Source organism: Mesorhizobium sp. M7A.F.Ca.US.010.02.1.1 (assembly GCF_004023085.1).
Taxonomy (GTDB): domain Bacteria; phylum Pseudomonadota; class Alphaproteobacteria; order Rhizobiales; family Rhizobiaceae; genus Mesorhizobium.
This window is the reverse complement of record NZ_RZRV01000061.1, coordinates 1-24,062: the sequence shown is the minus strand read 5'-3', so window position 1 is coordinate 24,062 and position 24,062 is coordinate 1. Positions and strand designations below refer to the sequence as shown.

Genomic DNA, 24,062 nt, shown 5'->3' with positions numbered 1-24,062 from the left:
CCTTTGACGCCGGCGACGTTTTCGGCCGCGACGATGGCTGCCCGGCGCTCGCGTTCGTCGAAGATGGCGCCGCTCAGTTTTACGATCCCTTTGTCGACACTGACATTGATCAGATCATTTCCAGCCCACTTCTGCGCTGCAAGCTCCCCGACGATGCTCTGGCGTATCCGTTCGTCGTCAATGGCCGTCGGGGTCGAGGCTGGCTGCGTGTGAAGCAGCGCACGAAGAAGATCGGAGCGGGCAATCATTCCGACAACTTTGCCGCCATCGACGATCGGGACGCGTTTGATGCAGTGATGCGTCATCAACTCGACGACCTCGGCAAGCGATGCATTGGGGGATGCCGTGACAACGCTGTCGGTCATCACGTCCTCGACCCGCCGTCCGTTGGCCAGGACATATTCTTCGGCAACTCTTCCCGGGCTGACAAGAAACTCCAGCCAGCGTGGGCGCTTGCGCTGAGTGCCCAGCTCTCCGCGGCGCAGGAAATCACCCTCGCTGATAATGCCCACCAGCGCGCCGTCGCTGCGAACGACGGGAAGCCCGCTAATCTTGCTGGAGAGCATTAATCCGGCCGCTTCGACGATCGACGCAGACGGCTCTATTGCAACGACCGGTGTGGTCATTATGGCTTTGGCTTGCATGCCAACCTCCTCAGATACTTTATCTCGTTGCTTATCGAGATCGCGCACGCCCTGTCTTGATCTGAATCATTTTCAGATTGCGAAAGCGCAACGAGAGCGGTCCGAACGCGATTTATGAAGAGGCTTCGCAAAACGCGGAGACCTCATCGTGAAACAGCGCAGTTCGCTCGACCCGGACATGATCGTCGACGAAATCATGAGGAAATGGCCGGCAACGGTGGCTGTGGTGCTGAGATACAAGATGCTCTGCGTCGGCTGTCCGATCGGCACATTCCATACCGTGGCTGAAGCGTGCCGGGAACATCGGATCGATGAGGGCGACTTTCTGGGCGAACTCGAAGCGGCCATTCGAGGAGAACGGTGAGGATCAGCGCTTGTCCCGGTTATCCGCGAGAACCACAAGGCGATGCGCATCCTTGACCGTGACTTTCTGGCGTCCGCTGACAATTATTCCAACGTCTTCCCACCGGCTCAGCAGCCGGCTGACCGTGTGCAGCGTCGTCCCGGTCATCTCGGCGATGTCCTGTCTCGAGATCGGAAAGTCGATTTCGATGCCGTTATCGGTCTTTCGGCCGGTCTGGTTTGCCAGCCGCAGCAGCGCATGCGCAACCCGCTGCTCCACCTGTTCCGTCGACATCTCCACCACTCGCGTCTGGGTCTCCTGCAGCCTGTTTCCGACCGTCCTGTAGGTGGTTGCGCCAAACACCGGGAACCGACGCGCCAACTCCGGCCAAAGAGCGTTGGGCCAGGCCAGCACCACGCAATCCACCGCCGCGACAGCACTGGCGGGGTAGGCCGTCCGGCCAAGTGCCGCGGCGACGCCAAAGACCTCGCCTTCGCTGATGTATCTGGCGATGACCTGCTGTCCGTCCGGCGTGGTGCGAACGACACGGATGTGCCCGGCGATCAGCACGAAGAAGGAATGGGCCTCGGCCTCCTGCGCGAAGATCGCCGTCTCCTTGGCATAGCGAGACGACCGCGCATCTCGCAGAATCTCGCTCTGCTCGTCGGGCGTCAGCCCCTGGAAGAGCGGCAGTCGCGAAATCAGCGATCGGTCCAGCGCAGCCAACGGATTCCTCACGGCCCTACGGTTCCGCATCAACCGTGCGGGAGACCTTTCTTATCCCGAGTTTGCGCCAGCGCAAATTGTCTCGGGCCGCATCAAGCTAAATGGCATGGAACGGCACAACGCCGCGAAGACGAAACAAAGGACAAACCGATGAAACTCTCCATCCTCGCCGCCGCAATCTCCATCCTCGCGCTCGCCGGCAGTGCAAGCGCGGAAGAGCATGTGGTGCAGATGCTCAACAAGGGCGAAAAGGGCTCCATGGTTTTCCAGCCGGCCTTCGTCAAGGCAGCACCTGGCGACACTGTCAAGTTTGTGCCAACCGACAAGAGCCATGACGCAGAGTCGATCAAGGGCATGCTTCCGGAGGGCGCCGAAGCCTTCAAGGGAAAGCCCAACGAGGAGATTACCGTCACACTGACCCAGGAAGGTGTGTATGGCGTCAAATGCGCGCCTCACTACGGCATGGGCATGGTCGCCCTGATCGTTGTCGGCAAGCCGCTCAACCTCGACGCAGCCAAGACGGTGAAACATGCCGGGAAGGCAAAGACGGTGTTTGCCGACCTGTTCAGCAAGATCCCGGCCAACTGACCGGCAATCGATACAGCCATGCCTGCCGCACAAAGGGGCGGGCGCGGGCCGGACGAACCGAGGGCGGCGGTTCATCCGGCCCTGTTCATTTGGAGACGCAGATCATGGGAATTCCACGCCTGCGGGCCTACACTGGGCCCGCATTTCTTTCCTACGGATTTAGGCCCTTCTTCTTCCTCGGGTCGCTGTATGCCGCGCTCTCCATTCTGCTTTGGCTACCGATCTATGCCGGCGAACTCGATGCCCACAGTGCGTTCATTGCCGTCGACTGGCACATTCACGAGATGCTGTTCGGCTATCTGCCGGCGATCGTTACCGGGTTCCTGCTGACCGCCATCCCGAACTGGACCGGCCGGCTGCCCGTGCAAGGCTTGCCGCTGCTGGCGCTGGTGGTCTTGTGGCTTGCTGGGCGCGCCGCGGTCTTCTTCTCGGCGGATATCGGCTGGGAAGCGGTAGCCGTGATCGATGGCTCATTTCTGCTTGCTGTCGCTGCCGCGGCGGCACGCGAAATCGTCGCGGGACGCAACTGGCGCAATCTCAAGGTGCTGCTGCCGCTTGCCGTCCTGGCGTACGCCAACGGCATGTTCCATGTCGAGGCGCACCTTCAAGGCACTTCCGACATCAGCCCCAGGCTCGGTATGGCTGCGGCGATCGTGCTCATCTCGCTGATCGGGGGCGTATCATTCCGAGCTTCACGCGCAACTGGCTCGCCCGGGAAAATCCTGGCAAGCTGCCTGCGCCGTTCGACCGTTTTGACGTCGTATCGATAGCCATCTCAGCTCTCGCGCTGGGAGCATGGACGTTCGCCCCCGACAACCGCGCCTCGGGAATGCTTATGGCTGTCGCCGCAATCTGCCAGGCTTGGCGTCTGTCGCGCTGGGCTGGCGGACGCACAGTGCGGGATCCGCTCGTGCTCATCCTCCACCTTGCATATGCCTTCGTGCCGGTCGGCCTTGCCCTTGTCTCGGCTTCGATCTTTTTTCCTTCCGCCGTGCCAGCTGCTGCGGGGCTCCACGCGCTCGGAACGGGTGCGGTCGGCGCCATGACGCTTGCCGTGATGACCCGCGCAACGCTCGGGCACACCGGGCAAGAGCTCAAGGCTGGGAAAGGCGCCTCGTTCATCTTTGTGACCGTCCTCCTCGCAGGATCATTGAGAATCCTGGCTGCCTTCGTCCCCTATGACGTGGTGATCGACATGGCGGGCACCGCATGGGTGGCGGCATTTGCTGGCTTCATTCTAACCTATGGAACCGCGTTGATGAGGCCAAAGGCCCGGTGAGGCGGCCCGGGAGAGCACGCGACCGTCGAAACGCGAATGGAGAAGCCGCTTCAGACCTGTCAGACGGTGCCAAGCCAGCCAAGGATCCGGCTTGCCCATCCCGAATGGTCCCGGACCAGCCTGAATCCCAGATTGTCGGGAGGCGTGCCAACGGCACAACCTCCGCTTTTCCCGTCATTGACGAAGTTCGACATGTAGGCTCTGTGAGGCCCTTCAAGGACGTGGACGCCGCAATTGTCGACCGAACTTGCCACACCGTTTCCATCCGCAGCCAACGTGGTGCGGACATAGCAGGTCGAAGTCCACTCCCAGACGTTGCCGGAAAAGTCGGCAAGGCCCAGGGAATTGAAACCAAACGAGCCACGGCTCCTCGGCATCGGGTCCGGTTTGCGATTTAGATCCACCTCGGCCTTGTAGCTGGTGAGCCATCGTCTGGCGGGGTTGCTGGCATCGTTTTCGACCCCCTCGAATTCGCCGGCGAACCGTTCCGCGGCGGCAAAGGCCCACTCTTCATCGGATGGCAGCCGCCATTGGCCGCCGGTCACTTGCGAATACCACCGGGCGTAGGCATTCGCATCGAGATAGCTCACTCCGGTGACGGGTGCATTGCTCGGGATCGCGCGCGTCTCCTGTGCCGGCTGACAGCCGCCAGCCGACACGCAGTCCGCATAGTCGGCCGCGCCGACCTGGTAGGTCATGATTTCGAGAGGTCTGTCGAGTTGCCGCTCGAGGCGGGGATTGCCTTGCGGGCGTCCCTCTTTCAGGAACTCGCCCGGAGTCGGATAGATGATCGAACCGGAAAGCAAGACAACCGTCATAGCGATGGGGTGGGATTGTCGATCCTCGAAGACCGCCTGCAGCGAGAGCCCTACCGGAACAGCAGCGGCGGCCAGGGCGACCGGCAGAACCTTCAGGATGAAAAGAGACATGGCTTTTGTCCATGCCCGGACAGCGACGCTGTCCGGGCAAATAGGAGTGCCGTCAGTTGGTGGCTATGGGTTTGGGCGCCTCGACCTGCGTCATCAGGTCGTCATCCCACTCGCCTTCGACCATGAAGTGAGCGGTCGCTCCGAGTTCCACAGCCTCAATCAGATTGTGATTGACGTAGGCGTAGACACCCGGCTGCAGGAACGTATAGAGCGCCGAGCCCGCCGAGCCGCCGCGGATGAACCAGGTTTCCAGGTCCTTGGCCGGCGGGTTGGCGAATTTGCCCTGTTCCCAGACATAGTCGCCGTGCCCGCCGATCAGATGCGGTCGCGTATCGCGGTTGGCCTGCGAATGGACGATCAACACGGTCTCGCCGACTTTCGCTTTCATGGCGTTGTCGCCGGTCAGGGAACCGACCTTGCCGTTGAACACGACATGCGTCGGGATCAACCCGCGCATGACCTTGACGATGTCGTCGTACCCGTCGCCGACCGATTCGTAGTTCTTGAAGTTGCCCTTCTCGTCGCGCGGAATATAGAAGTCGTTCTCGCCGATGTAGAAGATCTTGTCATATTTGACCGGCTCGCCCTTGTCGTTCCTGAGCCCATCGCGCGGCAGGACCATGATCGCGCCGCTCATGCCGGAGACGACATGCCAAGGGATCATCGCGCCACCGGGTGCGCAGTGATAGACGAACGTTCCCGTTCGCGTCGCCTTAAAGCGCAAGGTCACCTGTTCGCCGGGATTGATCAGCGTGAGACCACCACCGCCCAGAGCGCCGGTCGCGGCGTGGAAGTCGATGTTGTGGGCGAGTGAGTTGGTATCGGGATTGATGAGCGTCAGCTCGAGATAGTCATCCTGATGCACGACCATCAGCGGGCCGGGGATCGAGCCGTTGTAGGTCATCGCGTTGAGCGTCGTGCCGTCGGCGTCGATGACGACGGTCTTTTCCTCGATCGTCATGGTGAATTCGACGATCTTCGGACCACCCTTGGCGACCTGATCGTGCGGATGCACGAAAGGCGGTGCCACGAGCTTGATCTTCTCTCGGGCGAGCCCCTGAATGTCTGCCTTTGTCACCGTTGCCGAAAATGCCGGCAGTGCCGCCACGGCGGCAGCGCCAATGGCTGCCCCGAACAGAGCTTCGCGTCGCGTGATCATGTCAGTCTCCTGTCTATCAACCGTTGCGGATGAGCAGAAGCTATCTGACCTGACGCAGCGTTTCTTTGCGCTGGCGCAAATTGGTGGAGTTAATTTTGGGAATGTTAGAGCCTCGGACACTTCGATCTAGCGCGTCATAGTCAAGGCGGAGAAGGTCGTGGCTCGGTTATTTTGCCAGCACTTGGTTAGCGGCCGAGCTTGTCTTCCCGATCGATGAGGATTCGCTCGGCGGCACCGTCGAGATCTTCGTACTGACCACTCTTCAAAGCCCACAGGAAGCCCCCCAGGCCAAGCGCACCAAGAAAGAGTGCCACAGGTATGAGGTAGGCAAGGGTTGTCATGAGAATTGGGCCAATTTGGTGATGTTGGAACGCCTGTCGCGCCGAACATTTTTCGCCGGCGAATTTGGCACCGAACTCTGCAAGCGCAGCGCATTTCCGATCACAAGGAGCGAAGAAGCGGACATGGCAATCGCGGCGATAAGAGGCGTGACATGCCCCAGTATGGCGATCGGCACGGCGATGGCATTGTAGACGATCGCGATCACGATGTTCTGGCGAATCAGGCTTCCCGCCTTGCGCGAGACATCCAGCGCGAGAGGCACTGCCAGAAGGCTTTCGCGCAGGAATACGAAATCGGCCGCGTTGCGGCCAATGTCGGCGGCGGTGGCAGGAGCGATCGAGACATGCGCAGCGCTCAGCGCAGGCGTGTCGTTGAGACCGTCGCCAACCATCAGAACCCTGTGTCCGTCTTTCGCCGCCGTCTCAATGCGTTCGACCTTGCCGGACGGCAGCAGGCACGGAATAAAATTGTCGATACCCAGCATTTTTGCAACTTCGCCGCAGGCGCCCGCGGTATCGCCCGACAGCATTTCCACCGACACCCCAGCATGGGTCAATTGCCCGATCGCCGCCCTGGCGTCGGCGCGCAGCGCGTCCTCAAAATCGAAGGTCGCGACAATGAACCCGTCTTTTGTCAGCACCGTTCCGCCATAGCCATGTTTGCCTTCGCCGCCGGTCCGGGCCTTCCATCCAGCCCATCCGCGCCGGCCCAGCCGCCAGGTGCTACCGGTGGCTGTGGCTTCGATCCCGAAACCCGGGTGCTCGGTGACGGCATCGAATTTGTGCTGCCCGCCAAGGCGGGCAAAACCGGCTATGGCCTTTGAAAACGGGTGACGCGAGTGCGCAGCCATGTCTCCCGCGATTGCCAGCATGGCCGGATCAATCGAGTCCGCATTGACCAGCCGGGGCTGGCCGAGGGTGAGCGTTCCGGTCTTGTCGAACACCGCTTTATCAATCGTCGCCAGGCGCTCCATGGCCGAACCGTCCTTGACCATGATGCCGTTCTCGAACAGGCGCCGCGCCGCGACCACCTGGACGATCGGTACGGCGAGGCCGAGCGCGCACGGGCATGTGATGATCAGAACGGCAATGGCGATGGTTATCGCCCGGTGCCAGTCACCGGTCGCCGCCATCCAGCCAAGGAACGTCGCGAAGGCTGTGAGATGAACCACCGGGGCATAGAGCGCCGAAACACGATCGGCGATCCGGCGATAATGCGCGCGGCCGCCCTCTGCGGACTCCATCAGCCGAACCATTTCCGCCAGAAACGAATCTTTCGCGGCGGCGGTCGCCTCGATCGTCAGCGGGCCGGTTAGGTTGAGGACACCGGCCTGCACGGCTTCGCCTGCCGCTACGTTTCGAGGCGTGCTCTCGCCGGACACCAACGAGCAGTCCAGATCCGAGGCCCCTTGAATGATCTTGCCGTCGACGGGGATTCTCTCGCCGGCAGCGATCAACAGCAGCATGCCAAGTTCGATCTCGCCAACCGGCAGATAGTCGCGTGCACCATCGCCGCGCAGCACCATGGCGCCACGCGCCGCGAGCTGTGACAGGCCTTTGACGGCGGTGCGGGCGCGTTCGCGCATCACGTGATCGAGCGTGCGGCCGATCAGGAGGAAGAACAGCAGTGACACCGATGCATCGAAATAGGCGTGGTCGCCATGGGTGATCGTCTCATAGAGGCTCATGGCGTAGGCGAGGGATACCCCGACCGCGATCGGCACATCCATGTTCATGCGGCCGTGACGCAGCGCATTCCAGGCCGAGCGGAAGAAGATGCCGCCGGCGAAGGCGAGTGCAGGGATGGCGATAAGCGCCGAGACCCAGTGGAACAGGTCGCGGGTAGCGCCTTCAGCACCGGACCAGACAGAGACCGAAAGCAGCATGATGTTGCCCGCCGCAAAGCCGGCGACAGCAACGGCGCGGATCAGCTCCGAAAGCGTCTTGTCCTTGTTGTCGACCTCGGGGTCGAACAGATGCGCCTCGTAGCCCAGCCGTCCCAGCGCGGCGACGAATGGTGGTACCTGGTTTCCACGCCAGCGGACCGCGACCCGCTTCGTCGACAGGTTGACACGAGCGCTCTCCACTTGATCGAGCTTTCCCAGTGCTGTCTCGATCGCCTGGATGCAGGCCGCGCAATGAACCGTGGGGACCGAAAGATCGGTCTGGCGGAGATCATCGCCAAGCGATCGGCTCGCCAGCCTGATCTCCTGGCTGGACGGCAGGACCGATCCGGTGTTGACCAGATCAAGCGCCATTTCGGCGCCCGGTGCACAACAACTCATTGCAGCGCTCCATTGGAAATCATGATCCTGCGGACGTCGCGGTACGGTTTATGCAGACCGGCGTCGGCGTCGACTTCGACAATCCAGACGCCATCCTTCGGCATGTGCTGCGCGGCGAACTCCTGGCCGGAGGCGGGTGCGAGGGTGACCGACTTGTCCTCCTTCTCGTATGCGGGATGACGAAACAGCACCTTGACGCCGTGCAAGGGAACCGGCTTGCCGCCGGCGTCGGTGAGGCCGTAGTGGACTTCGCCCCATGCGATGGTCAGCTTGCCGGTCCAGCCAAGGGCTGCCTGCGCGCGCCCCTCCTCGGCCTGCTTGTTGAATTGCTGACTCGCCACATAGGTGTTTTCGACGACAAGGCCGGTCCAACTTGTGTTGGCGAGCGTGGCCATCGTCAGATTGACCGCGATGACCACACCGAAGAAGGCAAGGATGGTGAACAGCATGTGCCTGCCGGTGAATTCGCGGGTTTTTTGTGTTCTGGCGCTCATCTGGCAGTCTCCGGCGCGTTGAAGGTGGCGGTGTATTCGTCCGACTCGAAGCTCGCCTTGTCCTCGACACGGAACGTGAAGGTCTGCGCTGTGTCCTGGATTTGACCCGCTGGCTGGCGCACGAAGACCTTCAGCATTTTCAGGCGGTCGGGTTCGACCGGAATGGCGACAGAACGGCCTGCCGGGATGTCGTCGCCGACCACGCTCATCTCGGCGCCCTGTAAGCCCTGCATAGTGACAACGATGGTCCGCGGTTCGGGGATCATGTTGAGCAGCTTGACGGTGTAGCCGTTGCGGATCGAGCCGTCGGAGAGCGTGACGAATTGCGGATTGCGGTCGTGCAGCACGTTGACTTCGAGCCGATCGCGCGTCAGCAGCGAATAGAGCAGGCCGAGACCGATCAGCGACCACAAACCCATGTAGACATAAGTGCGTGGCCGGAAGATCTTGCTGACATGGAAATGCGCCACCTTGTCGGAGAACAGGCCACCAGCAGTCCTGACCAGCGACGGGTTGACTGAACTGGAGCCGCCCGCGGTCGCCAGCATCATGTTGGCGTCGTAATCGGAGAGCGTCGCGTAGGAAATCAGCCCACGCTCCCTGCCGAGCTTGTCCATGACGCCGTCGCAGGCGTCGATGCAAAGCGCGCAGGTGATGCATTCGAGCTGCTGGCCATCGCGAATGTCGATCCCCATCGGACAGACAGCGACGCAGGCATTGCAGTCGACGCAATCGCCGACCGGCTGACCTGAGGCCTGGACCTTCTTCGCATGACGTGTGCGCGGTTCGCCGCGCCAGTCATTATAGGTGACGGTGAGCGAACTTTCATCGAGCATGGCTGCCTGGATGCGCGGCCATGGGCACATATAGGTGCAGACCTGCTCGCGCATCAGCCCGCCGAACGTGTAGGTCGTTGCCGTCAGCACGGCGACGGTGATGTAGGCGACGGGGGCTGCCGTGCCGGTGAAGAGTTCGCCAAGCAGGCTGGGCGCGTCACCGAAATAAAATATCCACGCGCCGCCCGTCAGCGCGCCTATGATCAGCCAGATGGCGTGTTTCGACACCCGCAGCACGAGTTTGCGGCTGGTCCAGGGACCGGCGTCGAGCTTGATGCGCGCATTGCGGTCACCCTCGATGGCCCGCTCGACGACCAGGAACAGATCGACCCATACGGTCTGCGGGCACGTATAGCCGCACCAGGCACGGCCAACAGTCGACGTGATCAGGAAAAGACCGACGCCGGCCATGACCAGAAGGCCTGCCACATAATAGAATTCCTGCGGCCAAATCTCGATGAAGAAGAAGTAGAAACGCCGGTTGGCGACGTCGAGCAGCACGGCCTGGTCCGGCGCAAACGGGCCACGGTCCCAGCGCAGCCACGGGGTCAGATAGTAGATGCCGAGCGTGACCGCCATCACCAGCCATTTGAACTGGCGAAAGCTGCCCGAGGCCCGCTTTGGGAAGATCTTCTTGCGCGCGGCATACATTGGCTGACGCACCTTGGCGGAGTTGACCGCCTCGGCTTCGAGCCGTTCTACCTGCGTATTGTCCAGCACTGGTTTCTCCCGTCGCGAGGCTTGTGATTTCGCCGGGCAAATGTCCTGACTGGGTCCAGACAGAGCAGCGAAATACAGCGTCGAGCGGATTGTGCCGCCGACTGGATTGCGCCGCGTTGATGCAGGTCAATCGCCGGCGCGGAAACAGGTCGAGGCCCGGCAGAGCCGGGCCTCGTCGCCTGGGCGGTGAGGGCCGGAGAATAGACCCCCTTCTTATTCTCCACCGCCTAGCGAATGCACGTAGACTGCCAGCTCCTTGACCCTGGTTTCGCCCAGGCGAGCGCCCCAGGCCGGCATCACGCCCTGTTTCGGCGCGGTGACCTGGGCGGTGATGGCCGCTTCGCCCGATCCGTAGAGCCAGATGGCGTCGGTCAGATCAGGAGCGCCGAGCTCCTTGTTGCCCTTTGCATTGTCGCCGTGACAGGCCACGCAGTTTTCGGCAAAGACCTTGGCTCCGGGCGCAACCAACGACTGATCGCTGACGTTTCCGGACAGGCTGGCAATATAGGCGCTGACCTGTTTGATCTGGTCGGCGGTTATGATGTCGCCAAAGGCAGGCATTTCTGACAAGCGCGTATCCGGATCGGATGCGAAGCGGATGCCATGCGTGATTGTCTGCTGGATTTGGTCCTCCTTGCCGCCCCATAACCAGTCGTCATCGTTGAGGTTGGGGAAGCCCTTGGAGCCCTGGGCGCCGGAACCATGGCACTGCACGCAATTGACCTTGAACGCGGCTCCGCCAGCGGCGACGGCAAATTCGCGCAACCCATCGTCGGCGGCAATCTCCGAGACGGTTTTCGATTCTATTGCCGTTACGAATTTGCCCTTGGCCACCTCGGCGGCCATCAACTCGTTCCCGACCTCGTTGCGGCTCGAATAGCCGAGCAGGCCTTTTGTCGCGGAATGCAGCAGAGGCCATGCCGGATAAGCGATGGTGTATCCGATCGCCCAGACAATGGTGATGTAGAAGGTGATGACCCACCAGCGCGGGAGCGGATTGTTCAGCTCGCGAATACCGTCCCACTCGTGACCCGTGGTCGAAACGCCAGAGATTTCGTCGATGTGCTCGTCGCTCATGATCACTCGTCCTCAAGGGGGATCCGGGCAGCCTCGTCGGCCAGCTTGCGGCTGCCAGGGCGGAGCGAAAACGCGATCGCGCCGACAAAGAACAGAGCCATGGCGACCAGACCCCAGCTGTCAGCGAACTCCCGCATCAAATTGTAATCCATTGATAAAACTCCTCAGCGGTAGCCGGCGGCTTCGTCGTAATTCTTGAAATCGACCAGTGTGCCAAGCATTTGCAGGTACGCGACGAGCGCATCCATCTCCGTCACCTGTTGCGGGTTGCCGTCGAAGTCGCCGATCTTGGCTTTGGGGTAGCGGGTCTCAAGGCCGGACGTGTCTGCGTTGGGGTCGGCCTGCGCCATCAAATCGGCATTGGCGTTAGCGATCATGTCATCGTTGTAAGGGACGCCAACGCGCGCGTTGGCAACCAGATGTGTAGAGAAGTCCTTGACATCGATCGGCGCGTCTTTCAGGAACGCGTAGCTCGGCATGATCGATTCCGGCACCACGGAACGTGGATCCGAAAGGTGGTCGACGTGCCACACATTCGAGTAGCGGTCGCCAACCCGAGCGAGGTCCGGTCCGGTGCGCTTCGATCCCCACTGGAAGGGATGATCATACATCGACTCAGCCGCCAGGCTGTAATGCCCATACCTCTCGACCTCGTCACGGAACGGGCGGATCATCTGGCTGTGGCAGAGATAGCAGCCCTCGCGCACATAGATGTTGCGCCCGATGAGCTCCAGCGGCGAATAAGGCCGCATACCTTCAACCTTCTCTATCGTATTGTCGAGATAGAAGAGCGGCGCGATCTCGACGATGCCACCGACCGTCACCACCAGAAGGGAGCCAACGAGAAGAAGCGTAGCGTTCTTCTCGATCAGCGCGTGTTTGTCCATCAAGCCCATTGTCTGGCTCCTTATTCGGCAGGCTGCAGGACGGGCAGGGAGCCCGGCATCGGTTGTTCTTCGCGCTGATAGCCGAGGATGGTCATGGCGATGTTCCACGCCATGATCAGGGCGCCGGAAAGGTACATGGCTCCGCCGATGGCGCGCATCACATAGTAGGGGTGCATGGCGGCCACGGTTTCGGCGAAGGAGTAGACCAGGAAGCCCTGCTCGTCGTATTCGCGCCACATCAGGCCCTGCATGATGCCGGACACCCACATGACGGCCGCGTAGACAACGATGCCGAGCGTCGCCAGCCAGAAGTGCCAGGTGACCAGCCGCAGCGAATAGAGGCGTTGACGGTTCCACAGCTTCGGCACCATGTAGTAGAGCGCGCCGAACGAGATCATGCCGACCCAGCCGAGCGCGCCGGAATGGACGTGGCCGATGGTCCAGTCGGTGTAGTGGCTAAGCGAATTGACCGACTTGATCGACATCATCGGACCTTCGAACGTCGACATGCCGTAGAAGGCGATGGCCATCACCATCATCCGGATGATCGGATCGGTACGGAGCTTGTCCCAGGCGCCGGATAGCGTCATCAGGCCGTTGATCATGCCGCCCCAGGACGGCATCCACAGCATGATAGAAAACACCATGCCGAGCGTCTGCGCCCAGTCGGGCAGGGCGGTGTAGTGCAAGTGATGCGGCCCAGCCCAGATGTAGAGGAAGATGATCGCCCAGAAATGGATGATCGACAGCCGGTAGGAATAGACCGGTCGGTTCGCCTGCTTGGGCACGAAATAATACATCATGCCGAGGAAGCCGGCGGTGAGGAAGAAGCCGACGGCGTTGTGGCCGTACCACCATTGCGTCAGGGCATCCTGGACGCCGGAGAAAGCCGAATAGCTCTTGGAACCCAGGAACGAGGCCGGCATCGACAGGTTGTTGATCACATGCAGCATCGCGATGGTCACGATGAAGGACAGGTAGAACCAGTTGGCGACGTAGATATGCGGTTCCTTGCGCTTCAGGATCGTGCCGAGGAACAGGATGAGATAGGCGACCCAGACGATGGTCAGCCAGATGTCCACATACCATTCGGGCTCGGCGTATTCGCGGCTCTCGGTGATGCCGAGCAGGTATCCGGTTGCGGCCATGACGATGAAGAGCTGGTAGCCCCAGAACACGAACCAGCCGAGATCGCCGCCGAACAGCCGGGCGCGGCAGGTGCGTTGCACGACGTATAGTGACGTGCAAAGCAATGCGTTGCCGCCGAAAGCGAAGACGACTCCCGACGTGTGAAGCGGGCGCAGGCGACCGAAGTTGAACCAGGGCTGGATGTTGAGATCGGGGTAGGCAAGCTGCAGCGCGATGACCACGCCGACCAACATGCCGACGACACCCCAAAACATGGTGGCGATGGCGCCGTAGCGTATTGGACCGTCCATGTAAGCGGACGGGTCGATCGGAGCGGGCACTTCGAAATTCGTGTTGCGGATGAGGATGGCGACGAAACCGAGCAGCACGAAGAACAGCACCCACATATGCTGCCGAAAAGGCGCGTCAACACCGAAACCGGCGGCCACGAGGGCTGCAAATGTGAAAAGGGCTAAAGCGAAGATTTGCGTGCCGAACTTCATAGCATGTCCCCGATTGCGGATTCCGATGTGCCGCACTGGGAGCAATCCATCACTCGCCCACCCGACGCCTTGATCCATGTCAAAGCCAATTGCTTTTGGATGGGGCAGCTTCGGTCGCGCAAACGATCTGGAGGCTACCGTTGAACAGGGAGAAGGAGCTGGAATCGTCGCTGTTCGAAACGAGCCGAGAGAATTCGATACTGGCGGCTCGATCCGGCAGGGAGGCAGTTCCGGCGGCGGTGATGAAACGTGCGCATCTGGAAAAGCTGCGGCTCTGCGAGGCCCTTGAAAGGATCGCAGACACTCTGCCTAGGGTCGATTGCCTGGCATGCCTAGCTACCGCAAACGCGATCGTTCCGCTGTTGAGGAACACGCATCAATACGAGGAGGCAGTCATCTATCCAGTTTACGAGGCTGCTTCGGCGGGCAGCGACGCCAACCTTGCTTCAATCCGGCGATTGCGTGCCGAACATGTCGAGGACGAATGCTTTGCCGGCGAGGTGACGGAAATCCTGCTGGCGATCGGCCATGGCGAAACGGTCGAGAATGCCGAGGCAATCGGCTTCATGTTGCGCGGCTTCTTCGAAAGTCTGCGCCGGCATATCGCCTTTGAACGTGAGCACGTCTTGCCGATGATCGGAAACGTCGATTGATCCTAGACGCCGGAGCGCCGCTGCAACCGGGTCAAGTCGTCGACGGTGACTTCTCTGTTGTTCTCGATCCGAATCACGCCATCCGATCGCAGCCTGGTCAGCTGGCGGCTCACAGTCTCGATCGTCAGACCAAGGAAATCAGCGATGTCGGCGCGGGTTAGCGGCAGGTCGAAACTTGTCGACTGGGCGGACGGGTCAAGCGCAGGGTCGATGTTCCTAGCAATCATCAGGAGAAAACTCGCCACCTTTTCCGAAGCACTCTTGCGCCCGAGAGTCACCATCCAGTCGCGAGCTTCGTCGAGTTCGTTCAGCGTCTGCTTGAGCAGACGATGCTCCAGTTCCGATGATTCCTTCATTATCCGTTCGATGGCGGCCTTAGGAAACGAACACACGGAAACGGCAGTGGCGGCTTCGGCGTTGATTGCGCTTTCCACCTTGAAAGGCCGCCCCAGAAAATCAGGGGCGAACTGGAGGCCGACAATCTGCTGACGCCCGTCTGAAAGGCTCTTGGTGAGTTTGACCACGCCGGAAAGCAAATTCGAATAGCTGTCGACAGTTTCGGCGTCGCCTATCAGTTCCACGCCTGGCTCGACGTTGTGCCTGGACGAGGTCTTGGCAAGTCCAGCGAGCTGCTCCGAGTCGAGCGCACCGCAGACGCCGCGATGCCGCGCTTCGCAGGATTGGCAAAGCACGGGGATGCCGGAACTGTGGATGTCCTGGCGCATTGTCATCATGATTATCCAAGGAATCCTTGACTGCGGCGAGATCGTATCGGCGACCAGAAATCCTTGCCCTAGTTTACGCACAGCGGCATTGACCGAAATCAAGGCGGCGACAAGGGCCATTCGCCAGAACTCATTCCTGCAAGATTCAAGCTTGCCAGGATGATGGAAGGCAAAATGAAAGCGGAACTGGCTGCCCGATTTGGTGAGAACGTCCCGCGCTACACGAGTTACCCGACCGCTCCGCATTTTCACCCTGGCGTGGATGCCGCGATCCAGCGGGGCTGGCTGGAAGCGATTGGACGCGGTGACGAGATTTCGCTCTATCTGCATATCCCCTATTGTGACAGGCTGTGCTGGTTCTGCGCGTGCCATACCAAGCAGACACGTCACTATGAGCCGGTAACTGTCTATCTCCGCTCGTTGCACGCCGAGATCGCCACCGTTGCCCGTATTGTCGGCGGCAAGGCTGGCGTGCGCGCCGTCCACTTCGGTGGCGGCTCTCCGACGATGCTGAAGCCTGAGGACATGGTGGTGCTGGGGAAAGCATTGCGGGCCAGCTTCGATTTCCTTCCGGACGCCAAGATCAGCGTCGAAATCGATCCCAATGATATGGACGACGCCCGTCTTGATGCGCTGGCCGAGATCGGCATGACCCGGGCGAGCCTCGGCGTCCAGGATTTTGACCTGAAGGTACAAAAGGCAATTAACCGCGAGCAGAGCTTTTTGCAGACCAAAGCGGTCGTCGATGGCGTTCGTTCGCGCGGCGCCGAATCGGTCAATCTGGACCTGCTCTACGGCTTGCCACACCAGACCAGGGAGAGCGTCTCCTCTACCGTCGCGCAGGCACTGACCCTGGAACCGGATCGGATGGCATTGTTTGGCTACGCACATGTGCCGTGGTTCAAGAAGCATCAGACGATGATCGACGAGGCATGGTTGCCGGGTCCGGCAGAGCGGTTTGCTCAGTCGCAACTGGCCGCGTGTCTTATGCTGAACGCGGGGTATGAGCCCGTCGGCTTCGACCATTTCGCCAAGCCCAACGATGCGTTGGCTGTAGCGGCCCGAACCGGCTGCTTGCGCCGGAATTTCCAAGGCTACACCGAGGATCGCTGCGAGACATTGATCGGCCTTGGCCCGTCGTCCATCAGCCAGTTTCGCCAAGGCTATGCGCAGAACATGCCATCGACCGCGGAGTATGGACGCATAGTCTCAGACGGTGGGCTGGCGGCTGTCCGCGGCATCGCGCTTTCCAACGATGACCGCGTTCGCGGCTGGGTCATCGAGCGGCTGATGTGCGACTTCGGCTTCTCGGCGATCGAACTGGTGGAGCGCTTTGGCGAAGTTGGCCAAAGACTTCTCATGAAAGCAAGTTCAACGGCTCTTCACGATCCTGCGCGGTTGCTTGAACTCGACGGTGACCGCTTCGTCGTGCCGGCGGAAAGCCGGCCCTTTGTCAGGAGCGTCGCGGCAAAGTTCGACAAATATCTTGAAACCGGCAAAGCCAGGCACTCGGTGGCGGTCTGAGCCGGCATCAGAAATGCTCCCCCGCCTTGAACGGGCCGATGCGCGTTCCGGCAGCGATGAGATAGGCGGTAGACCAGCCTATCAGCAGAAACCCATTCACACCTTCGAGTGCAGCCAGGACACGCCATGCATGAGCGGGCACGATGTCGCCGTAGCCGACCGTCGAAAAAGTAATGGTCGAAAAGTACAAGGCGGTTTCGAAGTCTGCGAAGATATCGAGCAGCCGATAAAGTCCGGCCCATAACCAGACCTCCGCTGTCATCACGGCGAAGAGCCCCATAACCACGCTGATCATCGCAACGGTCCGGCTGCGGCGTGTCATATAAACTCGCCCGAACTTAACCGAGAGGGTTCGGTTCATGCGAGGGTTGATCACGCCGTCAAGGGATAGCTGTCCAGCCGGTCACAATGACGAGGACAAGCGTGACGATGGCTCCTGAGACGTAAAGGATCGTTCTGATACCGCCTCCCTTGGCGGCGTTGCCGCCGCGAAGGTAGACTCCCAGGTGAATCAACCTGATTGCCAGATGCAGCCAGACGATTGTTGCCAGTTTGGCCGGTCCAACGCCGACCATCATCGCCAGCAAGGCTGGGACGACGAACGGTGCCAGCGCCTCGACCGAATTCATGTGCACGCGGTCGATCCTGTAGAGCAGATTGGCGTCGTCTGCGGGGACCACCGGACCTGAAAGCGCTCCTGCAAAGCCCTTGGACGAGCCCGAGTAGATCGCCAGCAGGACCGACAAAAGGCAGAGCGCCAGCACTCCGACAATACTGAGCCAATAAGCTTCCATTCTTTCCTCCACTTTCTTACCTTCCGCGCATGGTCTTAAATCTGCTGATCGGCAGAAATCGTGGAGGCAAACGTCCTACGCAAAATCAAAAGCTGGCGACGGCTTGCGAACTTCAAAATAGCCCATCAGACCGGGTGTTATTGCTTGGCTGTAAGTGGTTGTCAGGTCGTCTGACGAGAGCAAAGGTCATGAAAGCGCCGCAGGTAAAGTGGCCAGCCTTGGTCGCTGCCAACGCCATTGCGCACACCTTCCCAGCCTTCACCATGCCGTTCGAGGTTACGGTGCACGATCTCGACGCGAGTTCGGGTATCCGACTCTGCAGTGAAGCTCACTTCCCACTCGCTGGTCTTGTTCGGGTCGCTTTCGATCTGCCATCGAGGATTGAGATCCCAGCTCAGAAGCAGCCGGCTGGGCGGCTCATAGGCCAGAACCCGCGCCCATCGGCACTCGCTGCCATCGACGCCGCGGTCGTAGATGTGGCCGCCGACATGAGGCTCGAAGACCGTTTCGGCGATCGGCACCGCCAGTATGTTGTGCTCTCGGGGTTTGAAACTGCCGAAATCCTCGGTGAACACCTTGAAGGCGTGCGCGATTGGAATCTCGACGACGATGGAGTGCCTTAGGGGGGCGGCTGCTTGCGTGGTCATTCCTGCTCCTTCGACGATTGCTCGGCGGCCACTTTGTAGGCCGCGAGGGTCTTTCCCCAGAACCGGTCAAGTTCGGCGCGCAGGTTGGCCAGGCCTTCCGGATCGACCCGGTAAATGCGTTGCTTGCCCAAGCGCGTATTGGCCACAAGGCCGGCATCCCTGAGTACCTTCAAGTGCTGGGAAACGGCCGGCCGCGTGACAGGAAGGGCACGAGCCAATTCCCCGACCGAACAGGGGTGTTCGACCAGCAACTCAAAGATCGTGCGCCTAGTCGTATCGCCGAGCGCTGTCCAGCTGTTCACGTTAGTCTGCACTAACGCGAAATTACATAAGCAGGATCTTTCTGTCAAACGTTCCGGATCGATCCGAGGCGAGGGGCTGCTGACGCGGCGGGGTACGCGTTCGATCTTCCCGCGTTCGGTCATACTGCCCGTCGCAGTTCCGACGCGCCGAACTTAGCCGAGGGTTTGCCAGGCTCCGGATAAGGTCCTTAGCACGGCCAAAGATGCAACAGTGCCGTCGGCCTCGCCCTGTTCAAAATCCCCCTCGTTGGTCGCCATGGTGTTGGTGACGTGAGCAATGCACACAATCGGCTTCGCCTTCGCTCGAGCGAAAGCGTAGAGGGCGGCGGCCTCCATCTCGACCGCAAGCACGCCCTGGGCGCGGGCGGCTGCGATGGCTGTCTCGGTTTCGCGGTTGGGGGGCATCAGTCGTCCAGGTCGCGCCACGATGGACGGTTATGCCGAAAGCCTTCGACAGCGCGTCTGCCAGCCGTTCATCAAAATCGGCCTGCGAATGCGACGGGGGCAGATCATGATAGCTCGTTCCCTCGTCCCTCCAGGCCTTGTCGATCAGATGAAATAGGGCGTCGGGCCCATGTCAACGATCTGGCCTGCGGACGTGATGCTGACCAGCAGCTTGCATCCCGATGCAAAAAGTTGCTCGGCCACAAGAACTGCAACGAGGAGCCGACGGCACAACCAACGACGCCGACCTCGCCGATTCCAGCAAGACTGAAGGCGACCAGCTCAGTGTGGTAACAAGCCCATCCTTCGTGGACCCGGCCATGGCCAGACCGTTTCGAGTGCCGGACGATGTCGCCATCGGGATCGAGCAGGTTCGCCTCCGCCACATCTCGACCTGCGCCTTGCCGCGCGCGCCACGCCCGAACAGGGCGGGCTAGGGGTGCAACTCTCGAAATAGCGGCAGAAGGCGACGGATTCGGTGATGATGGTGCCGTCGTCAAGCTCCAGCACTGGCAGCAATTCATGCCAAGCGACTTGGCGTAGGTCGCGCATGTCGACCTGCTGGCCGCACGTGGGGCAGGTGTAGAAATTCTCCCGCTCGTCGGTTGGCTCGCCGCCGTGCTCCCTGCCGGGGATGGGGGTCCAAGTTAATGAGCAGGGGGTCGCTCAAGGTGTTGCTAATATACAGCGCCCGACAGCATCTCTAACCCATCGCGCGCGGATTCGCTTCCATTGGCCACCCCGGTTCGTCAAAATCACAGCGAACAATGCGAGGCGGTGAGATGGACAAGCGGCAAGATAACAAGACCATTGAGCTGTGCTGTCTGCTAGCCGTGCCGGTATCACTGCTCCTCACTGTGGTATTCGCTGGGATGGTCCTTGGCTGACTAACGCACTGTGCGCGTTACCAGCCGCACAACATCAAGCGCGACCGTCACCACCGGGCCACCCAGGCTGACGGTTACGGCGTCCTTCTCGACCCGTGTGACGCTGCCGATCAGTTCCATGGTCTGGCCTTTGACCACCTTCGTGGTGCTATCCCGAACGGAATGGGGAAATCCGTAGGTCGGTATTGACACGCTGATCCTGTCGTCAGTGACGCGTCGAATAATGGTGGCGTCGATCGCCACCTCATCGCCGATGTTGAGACCTCTAGCCATGCACTGGAGTCTGGTGCGGCCGTCTCACGGGTCAAGTAGCGGAACCGAATATGCGCTTTGAACTTATCGGCTGATGAGCACACGCGGGATCGCTTTCTCGATCGGTGGATGGCAGAGCACCTGCCCAACGCGATGACTGATGATCCAGTGGCGGTTAGCGACCTCGCTGACGAAATGATGAAATCTGCGGAGCGTGAGGGAATCGGTGCCGACGAGATCAACGAGAGGTCGACAGCGTCTTTGAGGTGATCTTCCAGGCGATGCACCACCGGGAAGGCAGCTTGGCCGAATAGCCCTTGCCGTCCAGGTCCGAGTGAGGAATATAATCCTGCCGTTGCGGCGATCCCCCTCAAACGGAGTTCGCACAAATGCCAAGATCGAAACCTTCCAAGCAGTTATCACAGGCTGAAATCGAACGCTTTCTGGTGGCAGCGGAAGCGCTGCACCTGAGCATCGTCAAGCCGTTCATATCGCCGCACTGCGACCACTACAGACAGACACGCGTCTTACATGAAGTGCTTTTGAAAGCCGTGCGGGAAGTGACCGGCAAGGAAGTCGAGTTCATCCGCTGGAACACTACTGGGCCGGTGCTGCCTCCTTCGGCTGGTGACGCGGAACATTAGCTATCTCTGAAAGTTGTTGCATGCGGCACGCGATGCTCACCCCGTGACTGCCGAAGATCGGGATCTTCACCGGCTCCCGATCGGCCCGCGCCTCCCGCAAGTGGCGCGGGCTTTCCCTCTTTGAAGAAGTACCTCATGTCCCAATCGGTTGAACCGCCCATATTGCCAGAGGATAGCCCAGATCGTGAGGTCAACTGCGAAGTCGCCTTGGAAGCCGCATTCGCGGCTCTCGTGACTGCCTCAGAAGCGCAAGGGTGGACGCCACAGGAAACGGCTGCAACTCTGCTTAAAATCGCCACGGAACATGCCGACCGGCTTATGCACGGCGCCTACCACAATGGGCGAGGACATCACGCCGTAGCTGAAACCGAAGCGATAAAACGGCCGACGCCAGGGTGGGAGCTTTTGGGCTGTGCGGCGCCGGCCAAGCGGACAATCAGGTCCGCCGCATGCGAAGATATGGGCCGATTCGGCCTTTGTGCCTTATAGCGCGATCGCGGAAGCGCCGGCTCTATGCGCTCCCGTCCGTCTCGCTCTCCTCCTCAATCATCCGGACTGGCAGATAGGCAGTCGTTTCCAGCCACTCACGCAACACAATCTGAATGAGATCCGACCGGCCGATCTTCATCTCGGCGGCGATGGAGTTCAGCGCATCTTCCGTCGCCGGCTTAAGCGCCACGCCTGCGACGTTTCGGAGCATCAGGGCGGCACGCCGAAGGATGATCTGCAGCTCCGGTCGCGACATGTCCGCGATGCGGTCGGCGGCGCTCTCAAGCACTTCGGCGATGGATATGCGGCTCATCCCGGCATGCTTATTTGCGATGGGGCAAGCAACTGAACACCAGGCCTGCCGTGGTTCAAGAATTCGACACCTCGGCCCTCCAAAGCCCGCTGGACAGCCTGAACGTTTTGGGAGCGGCCCGCAATAGGGCCGGCCCCAGCTGCTTCCATGCTGCGGATTGTGTCTCCTGAACTGAAAGGCCTCATCGAGGCAAAGCACGCTGCCTATGCCCGCTTCATTTCCGCGATCAATGTGGCCACCGACCTGGAAGAGCGTAGCTGCCCAAGACCGCTGAACTTTACGTCCCGTCGTCTATTGGCGGCGGCCAGTCGCGCAGTCGTCGCTACAGCGAACTAGAGAGCATCGAGGCCGATCTGAGGGATGACGCCAAGCGCCGGTACGCCGAGCAGCAACAGAACCTGACGACGCTCGCCAAGGTGGCGCCGGATCTCGGCAAGCAGTCGACCGTTGCACTTCGCAAGGCCGAACAGGCCGATCTGCGGAGCTGAAAAGGCTTATTAAGGAGGAGCGCGCACGGCGAAGCGCTGTCGGCCTTGAACAGGCGATCAACGAGCGCAATGAGGCTTCTGATGCCGAACGCTACGCCCTGAACGCCGTGTGCGCCTATCGTTGCACCACCATGGAGGAACACCGCACTAAGGCCGAGTTCTTGAAAGAGTTCGCCACTGGCAATACGGCGACCTCCAGCCCGAGGACGTTGATGCGCTGCTCTGGTCGTTCCTGCCGGAAGAAGCATTGGAACACGCGGTTAAGCCTTCGGAAAGCGGTGCAGCCTGAAGCTGTCGCATTTGTCCCGCTGCCTCACGGTGGCGGGCGTTTCTATTCTTTGTGTTGAACGATGTAGCTATTGCTGATGGCTTTGCTCCCAACGCCCCGCGTGACAACAACGGTGGTGTACCCGGCGGGCAATGAACCGGTGACAGTCTCGTCGACACGATGGCATCGTCCGACCATTTTCCCGTTTGGCGTACCTGCGAGCCTGTCTTTCAGAGATGCCCGACACGCGTCCAACGACGCATATGTGGTCGGCGAGGCCTCAATGGGCGTGCAGACGGTGGCCTCGCCTGGGCTGCAAGAGAGTAAAAGCATTACTGCTGCGGTTGCCGGGTCCATTCTCGAAGCTCCACTGAGACGAGCCTCAACGCGGATCGACGGCCTTTGTTGCACAGGCAGCCCCGGCGACGGCCCGCTGCCTCACGGTGGCCGGGCTTTGCCAACGCTGGTGACGCGGAATCTCCTTATATTAGCGATAAACGATATATTAACAGCCGTGATCCAGCCTTCCACAAAGCATGGGGGATGGGGGAAACACCTCCTCGTCGACGTTCCAACGCGCGCCCCTCGGAGCCGGCGGACCGTAGACCAATGCGGAGCACACGCATGAGTGTCGGAGCAGCTCTCGAACAATTGCTGCGGTTGATTTATCGACAAGCGATGAAATTGGCAGCGATGCCGGAGGATGAAAGAGATTCACACTACGATTTCATCCGCCTGTCATGTTGCGCAGCCGCCGAGCGGATTGGGCAAAGTCCCGACAAGGCCGCCGTCACGGCAAACGATGTGGTTGAGTTTGTTCGCGCACTGGTCGGAATCATTGAGGTAGGCTGCGGATCAGACCAAGGGCGAAGTGACGATCGACCGGCCGCATCACCGGCACGGCATTTTGGCAGCCGGGAGAGTGGCACTGCGCGCGTCTAGGGGGCGCAAGCCCGCTGCCTCATGGTGGTGGTCTCATTGCCCCACCAAACTGAAGTTGGTGACGGTGCAATCGGATATGTTCAGTGATCCGGTAGCGTAGCCTACAGTATAGCCACCAAAGCCATTCTTCGCACGGTACTCCATGAGAACGGTACGGTGCCCACTCTTGTCCGGCTTGGATGTCTTTGTCTCTGAGTGCTGAAAAGAGTCAGGATCGCGAAGCCGATCCGTGACCATACGGACCAGTTCACCGCTGGAACCGTCCCACCCGCTGAAGCATTCCAAGCCGTCGACAGGCATGAATCAGAACCATCCGACGCGCACTGCAGCCGTTGTTGAACGTTGAAGATTCCGTGCTGACGCTCGACGAATTAAATGTCGAGCAAAACCGTTCCTTGCGGGCGGCTGCAGCATGCCAGGACATAGCCGGCCGACTTCTCTTCAGGGGCCAGCCCGCCGAGATCCTCCATGGCGACTTCGCCGGACAGCTTGGCGATGCGGCATGTGCCGCAAACTCCCTGCTGGCAGGCGGTTGGGACGTAGACGCCACATTGGCGTGCCGCCTCCAGCAGCGTCTCTCCGTGCAAGCAGTTATGCACGATCCCGGAGCGGACGAAACGGACTGAAGATGGTATTGTCGGGGCCGGTTCCAACTGAGGGCTGCTGCCGCCGCCGAAGCTCTCCTGGTGGTACCGCGACGGAGCCACGCCAATCGCATCCAGGCAGGCACGTGCGGCTTTCATGTACGCTT

The 24,062-nt window shown here is 60.6% G+C and carries 26 protein-coding genes and 4 pseudogenes; 7 read left to right on the top strand and 23 right to left on the bottom strand.

Going from position 1 to position 24,062, the window contains the following annotated elements:
• Positions 1–644 (bottom strand): CBS domain-containing protein (locus EOA19_RS32675; RefSeq protein ID WP_128305913.1); only part of this gene is annotated, 644 nt, incomplete at its 3' end.
• A 148-nt stretch (positions 645–792) separates the two neighbouring features.
• On the opposite strand from EOA19_RS32675, the gene EOA19_RS32670 reads away from it, so the two are divergent.
• On the top strand, positions 793–1,008 hold the full coding sequence (locus tag EOA19_RS32670) for a DUF1858 domain-containing protein (RefSeq protein WP_127297366.1): 216 nt from the start codon (positions 793–795) through the stop codon (positions 1,006–1,008).
• A gap of 3 nt (positions 1,009–1,011) precedes the next feature.
• On the opposite strand, the gene EOA19_RS32665 is transcribed toward EOA19_RS32670, so the two are convergent.
• Positions 1,012–1,713: a Crp/Fnr family transcriptional regulator gene (locus EOA19_RS32665; protein ID WP_128305912.1), complete on the bottom strand. Its 702-nt coding sequence runs from the start codon at positions 1,711–1,713 to the stop codon at positions 1,012–1,014.
• Positions 1,714–1,863: 150 nt separating this feature from the next.
• Here EOA19_RS32665 and EOA19_RS32660 point away from each other — a divergent pair, with 150 nt between their 5' ends.
• The gene (locus EOA19_RS32660; RefSeq protein WP_127297368.1) at positions 1,864–2,301 is read left to right on the top strand and encodes a pseudoazurin; all 438 of its coding nucleotides are present in this window, start codon (positions 1,864–1,866) and stop codon (positions 2,299–2,301) included.
• 104 nt (positions 2,302–2,405) lie between these two features.
• A pseudogene (locus tag EOA19_RS32655) lies at positions 2,406–3,580 on the top strand (NnrS family protein).
• Between the two features lie 59 nt (positions 3,581–3,639).
• Here the strand turns inward: EOA19_RS32655 and EOA19_RS32650 are convergent.
• From EOA19_RS32650 to ccoN, 10 genes are all read right to left on the bottom strand, one after another.
• The gene (locus EOA19_RS32650) at positions 3,640–4,509 is read right to left on the bottom strand and encodes an SUMF1/EgtB/PvdO family nonheme iron enzyme (RefSeq protein WP_128305911.1); all 870 of its coding nucleotides are present in this window, start codon (positions 4,507–4,509) and stop codon (positions 3,640–3,642) included.
• Between the two features lie 52 nt (positions 4,510–4,561).
• Positions 4,562–5,668 carry a copper-containing nitrite reductase gene (gene nirK / locus EOA19_RS32645; protein ID WP_127297370.1) on the bottom strand — a complete coding sequence of 369 codons (1,107 nt, stop codon included), beginning with the start codon at positions 5,666–5,668 and terminating at the stop codon, positions 4,562–4,564.
• A gap of 185 nt (positions 5,669–5,853) precedes the next feature.
• Positions 5,854–6,009 (bottom strand): cbb3-type cytochrome oxidase assembly protein CcoS, encoded by a 156-nt coding sequence (ccoS, locus tag EOA19_RS32640; protein WP_057143882.1) that lies wholly within the window; start codon positions 6,007–6,009, stop codon positions 5,854–5,856.
• Positions 6,006–8,294, bottom strand: a complete 2,289-nt coding sequence (locus EOA19_RS32635; protein WP_127297372.1) for a cation-translocating P-type ATPase — start codon at positions 8,292–8,294, stop codon at positions 6,006–6,008. The genes ccoS and EOA19_RS32635 overlap by 4 nt, the downstream gene beginning before the upstream one ends.
• Positions 8,291–8,788, bottom strand: a complete 498-nt coding sequence (locus EOA19_RS32630) for a FixH family protein (RefSeq protein WP_127297373.1) — start codon at positions 8,786–8,788, stop codon at positions 8,291–8,293. The genes EOA19_RS32635 and EOA19_RS32630 overlap by 4 nt, the downstream gene beginning before the upstream one ends.
• Entirely contained in the window at positions 8,785–10,344 is a 1,560-nt protein-coding gene (gene ccoG, locus EOA19_RS32625; RefSeq protein ID WP_128305910.1) for a cytochrome c oxidase accessory protein CcoG, read from the bottom strand. Before ccoG ends, EOA19_RS32630 begins: the two co-directional genes overlap by 4 nt.
• A 213-nt stretch (positions 10,345–10,557) precedes the next feature.
• On the bottom strand, positions 10,558–11,421 hold the full coding sequence (ccoP, locus tag EOA19_RS32620) for a cytochrome-c oxidase, cbb3-type subunit III (protein WP_127297375.1): 864 nt from the start codon (positions 11,419–11,421) through the stop codon (positions 10,558–10,560).
• A gap of 2 nt (positions 11,422–11,423) precedes the next feature.
• Positions 11,424–11,573 (bottom strand): cbb3-type cytochrome c oxidase subunit 3, encoded by a 150-nt coding sequence (locus EOA19_RS32615; protein WP_127297376.1) that lies wholly within the window; start codon positions 11,571–11,573, stop codon positions 11,424–11,426.
• 12 nt (positions 11,574–11,585) lie between these two features.
• Positions 11,586–12,317 (bottom strand): cytochrome-c oxidase, cbb3-type subunit II, encoded by a 732-nt coding sequence (gene ccoO, locus EOA19_RS32610; protein ID WP_127297377.1) that lies wholly within the window; start codon positions 12,315–12,317, stop codon positions 11,586–11,588.
• A gap of 11 nt (positions 12,318–12,328) precedes the next feature.
• Positions 12,329–13,939 (bottom strand): cytochrome-c oxidase, cbb3-type subunit I, encoded by a 1,611-nt coding sequence (gene ccoN, locus EOA19_RS32605; protein ID WP_127297378.1) that lies wholly within the window; start codon positions 13,937–13,939, stop codon positions 12,329–12,331.
• A gap of 242 nt (positions 13,940–14,181) precedes the next feature.
• Here ccoN and EOA19_RS32600 point away from each other — a divergent pair, with 242 nt between their 5' ends.
• Entirely contained in the window at positions 14,182–14,592 is a 411-nt protein-coding gene (locus EOA19_RS32600) for a hemerythrin domain-containing protein (RefSeq protein ID WP_127297393.1), read from the top strand.
• A 2-nt stretch (positions 14,593–14,594) separates the two neighbouring features.
• Here the strand turns inward: EOA19_RS32600 and EOA19_RS32595 are convergent, their stop codons facing one another.
• The gene (locus tag EOA19_RS32595; RefSeq protein ID WP_164780475.1) at positions 14,595–15,323 is read right to left on the bottom strand and encodes a Crp/Fnr family transcriptional regulator; all 729 of its coding nucleotides are present in this window, start codon (positions 15,321–15,323) and stop codon (positions 14,595–14,597) included.
• Between the two features lie 168 nt (positions 15,324–15,491).
• Between EOA19_RS32595 and hemN the strand changes: the two genes are divergently transcribed.
• Positions 15,492–16,841 (top strand): oxygen-independent coproporphyrinogen III oxidase, encoded by a 1,350-nt coding sequence (gene hemN / locus EOA19_RS32590; RefSeq protein WP_128305909.1) that lies wholly within the window; start codon positions 15,492–15,494, stop codon positions 16,839–16,841.
• A gap of 7 nt (positions 16,842–16,848) precedes the next feature.
• On the opposite strand, the pseudogene EOA19_RS32585 reads toward hemN, so the two are convergent.
• The 8 genes and pseudogenes from EOA19_RS32585 to EOA19_RS32560 form a co-directional block, all read right to left on the bottom strand.
• A pseudogene (locus EOA19_RS32585) lies at positions 16,849–17,157 on the bottom strand (potassium channel family protein); the annotation flags it as partial.
• Between the two features lie 64 nt (positions 17,158–17,221).
• On the bottom strand, positions 17,222–17,635 hold the full coding sequence (locus EOA19_RS32580; protein ID WP_127297382.1) for an MAPEG family protein: 414 nt from the start codon (positions 17,633–17,635) through the stop codon (positions 17,222–17,224).
• 161 nt (positions 17,636–17,796) lie between these two features.
• The gene (locus EOA19_RS32575; protein ID WP_127297383.1) at positions 17,797–18,282 is read right to left on the bottom strand and encodes an SRPBCC family protein; all 486 of its coding nucleotides are present in this window, start codon (positions 18,280–18,282) and stop codon (positions 17,797–17,799) included.
• A complete protein-coding gene (locus tag EOA19_RS32570; RefSeq protein WP_245486412.1) occupies positions 18,279–18,584 on the bottom strand; it encodes a metalloregulator ArsR/SmtB family transcription factor in 306 nt (101 codons plus the stop codon). The genes EOA19_RS32575 and EOA19_RS32570 overlap by 4 nt, the downstream gene beginning before the upstream one ends.
• Positions 18,585–18,737: 153 nt before the next feature.
• The gene (locus tag EOA19_RS36205) at positions 18,738–18,989 is read right to left on the bottom strand and encodes a hypothetical protein (protein ID WP_245486410.1); all 252 of its coding nucleotides are present in this window, start codon (positions 18,987–18,989) and stop codon (positions 18,738–18,740) included.
• A gap of 55 nt (positions 18,990–19,044) precedes the next feature.
• A pseudogene (locus tag EOA19_RS36590) lies at positions 19,045–19,092 on the bottom strand (hypothetical protein); the annotation flags it as partial.
• A 309-nt stretch (positions 19,093–19,401) separates the two neighbouring features.
• A pseudogene (locus tag EOA19_RS36200) lies at positions 19,402–19,550 on the bottom strand (glutathione S-transferase N-terminal domain-containing protein); the annotation flags it as partial.
• Between the two features lie 365 nt (positions 19,551–19,915).
• Entirely contained in the window at positions 19,916–20,188 is a 273-nt protein-coding gene (locus EOA19_RS32560; protein WP_128305908.1) for a hypothetical protein, read from the bottom strand.
• A gap of 368 nt (positions 20,189–20,556) precedes the next feature.
• On the opposite strand from EOA19_RS32560, the gene EOA19_RS32550 reads away from it, so the two are divergent.
• Entirely contained in the window at positions 20,557–20,811 is a 255-nt protein-coding gene (locus tag EOA19_RS32550) for a hypothetical protein (protein WP_127297387.1), read from the top strand.
• A gap of 511 nt (positions 20,812–21,322) precedes the next feature.
• Here the strand turns inward: EOA19_RS32550 and EOA19_RS32540 are convergent.
• Complete coding sequence (locus tag EOA19_RS32540) at positions 21,323–21,613, bottom strand: hypothetical protein (protein ID WP_127297388.1); 291 nt, start codon at positions 21,611–21,613, stop codon at positions 21,323–21,325.
• Between the two features lie 1,380 nt (positions 21,614–22,993).
• Here EOA19_RS32540 and EOA19_RS32520 point away from each other — a divergent pair.
• Positions 22,994–23,311, top strand: a complete 318-nt coding sequence (locus EOA19_RS32520) for a hypothetical protein (RefSeq protein WP_127297391.1) — start codon at positions 22,994–22,996, stop codon at positions 23,309–23,311.
• A 371-nt stretch (positions 23,312–23,682) separates the two neighbouring features.
• On the opposite strand, the gene EOA19_RS35715 is transcribed toward EOA19_RS32520, so the two are convergent.
• Positions 23,683–24,062, bottom strand: a 380-nt coding sequence (locus tag EOA19_RS35715) for a 2Fe-2S iron-sulfur cluster-binding protein (protein ID WP_128305907.1), incomplete at its 5' end; no start/stop codon positions are given.

What these genes read in the sequence shown, in the direction of transcription:
- EOA19_RS32660 (WP_127297368.1), top strand. Translation starts at nt 1,864, where the DNA reads ATGAAACTCTCCATCCTCGCCGCCGCAATCTCCATCCTCGCGCTCGCC.
- EOA19_RS32650 (WP_128305911.1), bottom strand. Translation starts at nt 4,509, where the DNA reads ATGTCTCTTTTCATCCTGAAGGTTCTGCCGGTCGCCCTGGCCGCCGCT.
- nirK (WP_127297370.1), bottom strand. Translation starts at nt 5,668, where the DNA reads ATGATCACGCGACGCGAAGCTCTGTTCGGGGCAGCCATTGGCGCTGCC.
- ccoS (WP_057143882.1), bottom strand. Translation starts at nt 6,009, where the DNA reads ATGACAACCCTTGCCTACCTCATACCTGTGGCACTCTTTCTTGGTGCG.
- EOA19_RS32635 (WP_127297372.1), bottom strand. Translation starts at nt 8,294, where the DNA reads ATGAGTTGTTGTGCACCGGGCGCCGAAATGGCGCTTGATCTGGTCAAC.
- EOA19_RS32630 (WP_127297373.1), bottom strand. Translation starts at nt 8,788, where the DNA reads ATGAGCGCCAGAACACAAAAAACCCGCGAATTCACCGGCAGGCACATG.
- ccoP (WP_127297375.1), bottom strand. Translation starts at nt 11,421, where the DNA reads ATGAGCGACGAGCACATCGACGAAATCTCTGGCGTTTCGACCACGGGT.
- EOA19_RS32615 (WP_127297376.1), bottom strand. Translation starts at nt 11,573, where the DNA reads ATGGATTACAATTTGATGCGGGAGTTCGCTGACAGCTGGGGTCTGGTC.
- ccoO (WP_127297377.1), bottom strand. Translation starts at nt 12,317, where the DNA reads ATGGGCTTGATGGACAAACACGCGCTGATCGAGAAGAACGCTACGCTT.
- ccoN (WP_127297378.1), bottom strand. Translation starts at nt 13,939, where the DNA reads ATGAAGTTCGGCACGCAAATCTTCGCTTTAGCCCTTTTCACATTTGCA.
- EOA19_RS32600 (WP_127297393.1), top strand. Translation starts at nt 14,182, where the DNA reads ATGAAACGTGCGCATCTGGAAAAGCTGCGGCTCTGCGAGGCCCTTGAA.
- EOA19_RS32595 (WP_164780475.1), bottom strand. Translation starts at nt 15,323, where the DNA reads ATGACAATGCGCCAGGACATCCACAGTTCCGGCATCCCCGTGCTTTGC.
- hemN (WP_128305909.1), top strand. Translation starts at nt 15,492, where the DNA reads ATGAAAGCGGAACTGGCTGCCCGATTTGGTGAGAACGTCCCGCGCTAC.
- EOA19_RS32580 (WP_127297382.1), bottom strand. Translation starts at nt 17,635, where the DNA reads ATGGAAGCTTATTGGCTCAGTATTGTCGGAGTGCTGGCGCTCTGCCTT.
- EOA19_RS32575 (WP_127297383.1), bottom strand. Translation starts at nt 18,282, where the DNA reads ATGACCACGCAAGCAGCCGCCCCCCTAAGGCACTCCATCGTCGTCGAG.
- EOA19_RS36205 (WP_245486410.1), bottom strand. Translation starts at nt 18,989, where the DNA reads ATGCCCCCCAACCGCGAAACCGAGACAGCCATCGCAGCCGCCCGCGCC.
- EOA19_RS32560 (WP_128305908.1), bottom strand. Translation starts at nt 20,188, where the DNA reads ATGGCTAGAGGTCTCAACATCGGCGATGAGGTGGCGATCGACGCCACC.
- EOA19_RS32550 (WP_127297387.1), top strand. Translation starts at nt 20,557, where the DNA reads ATGCCAAGATCGAAACCTTCCAAGCAGTTATCACAGGCTGAAATCGAA.
- EOA19_RS32540 (WP_127297388.1), bottom strand. Translation starts at nt 21,613, where the DNA reads ATGAGCCGCATATCCATCGCCGAAGTGCTTGAGAGCGCCGCCGACCGC.
- EOA19_RS32520 (WP_127297391.1), top strand. Translation starts at nt 22,994, where the DNA reads ATGAGTGTCGGAGCAGCTCTCGAACAATTGCTGCGGTTGATTTATCGA.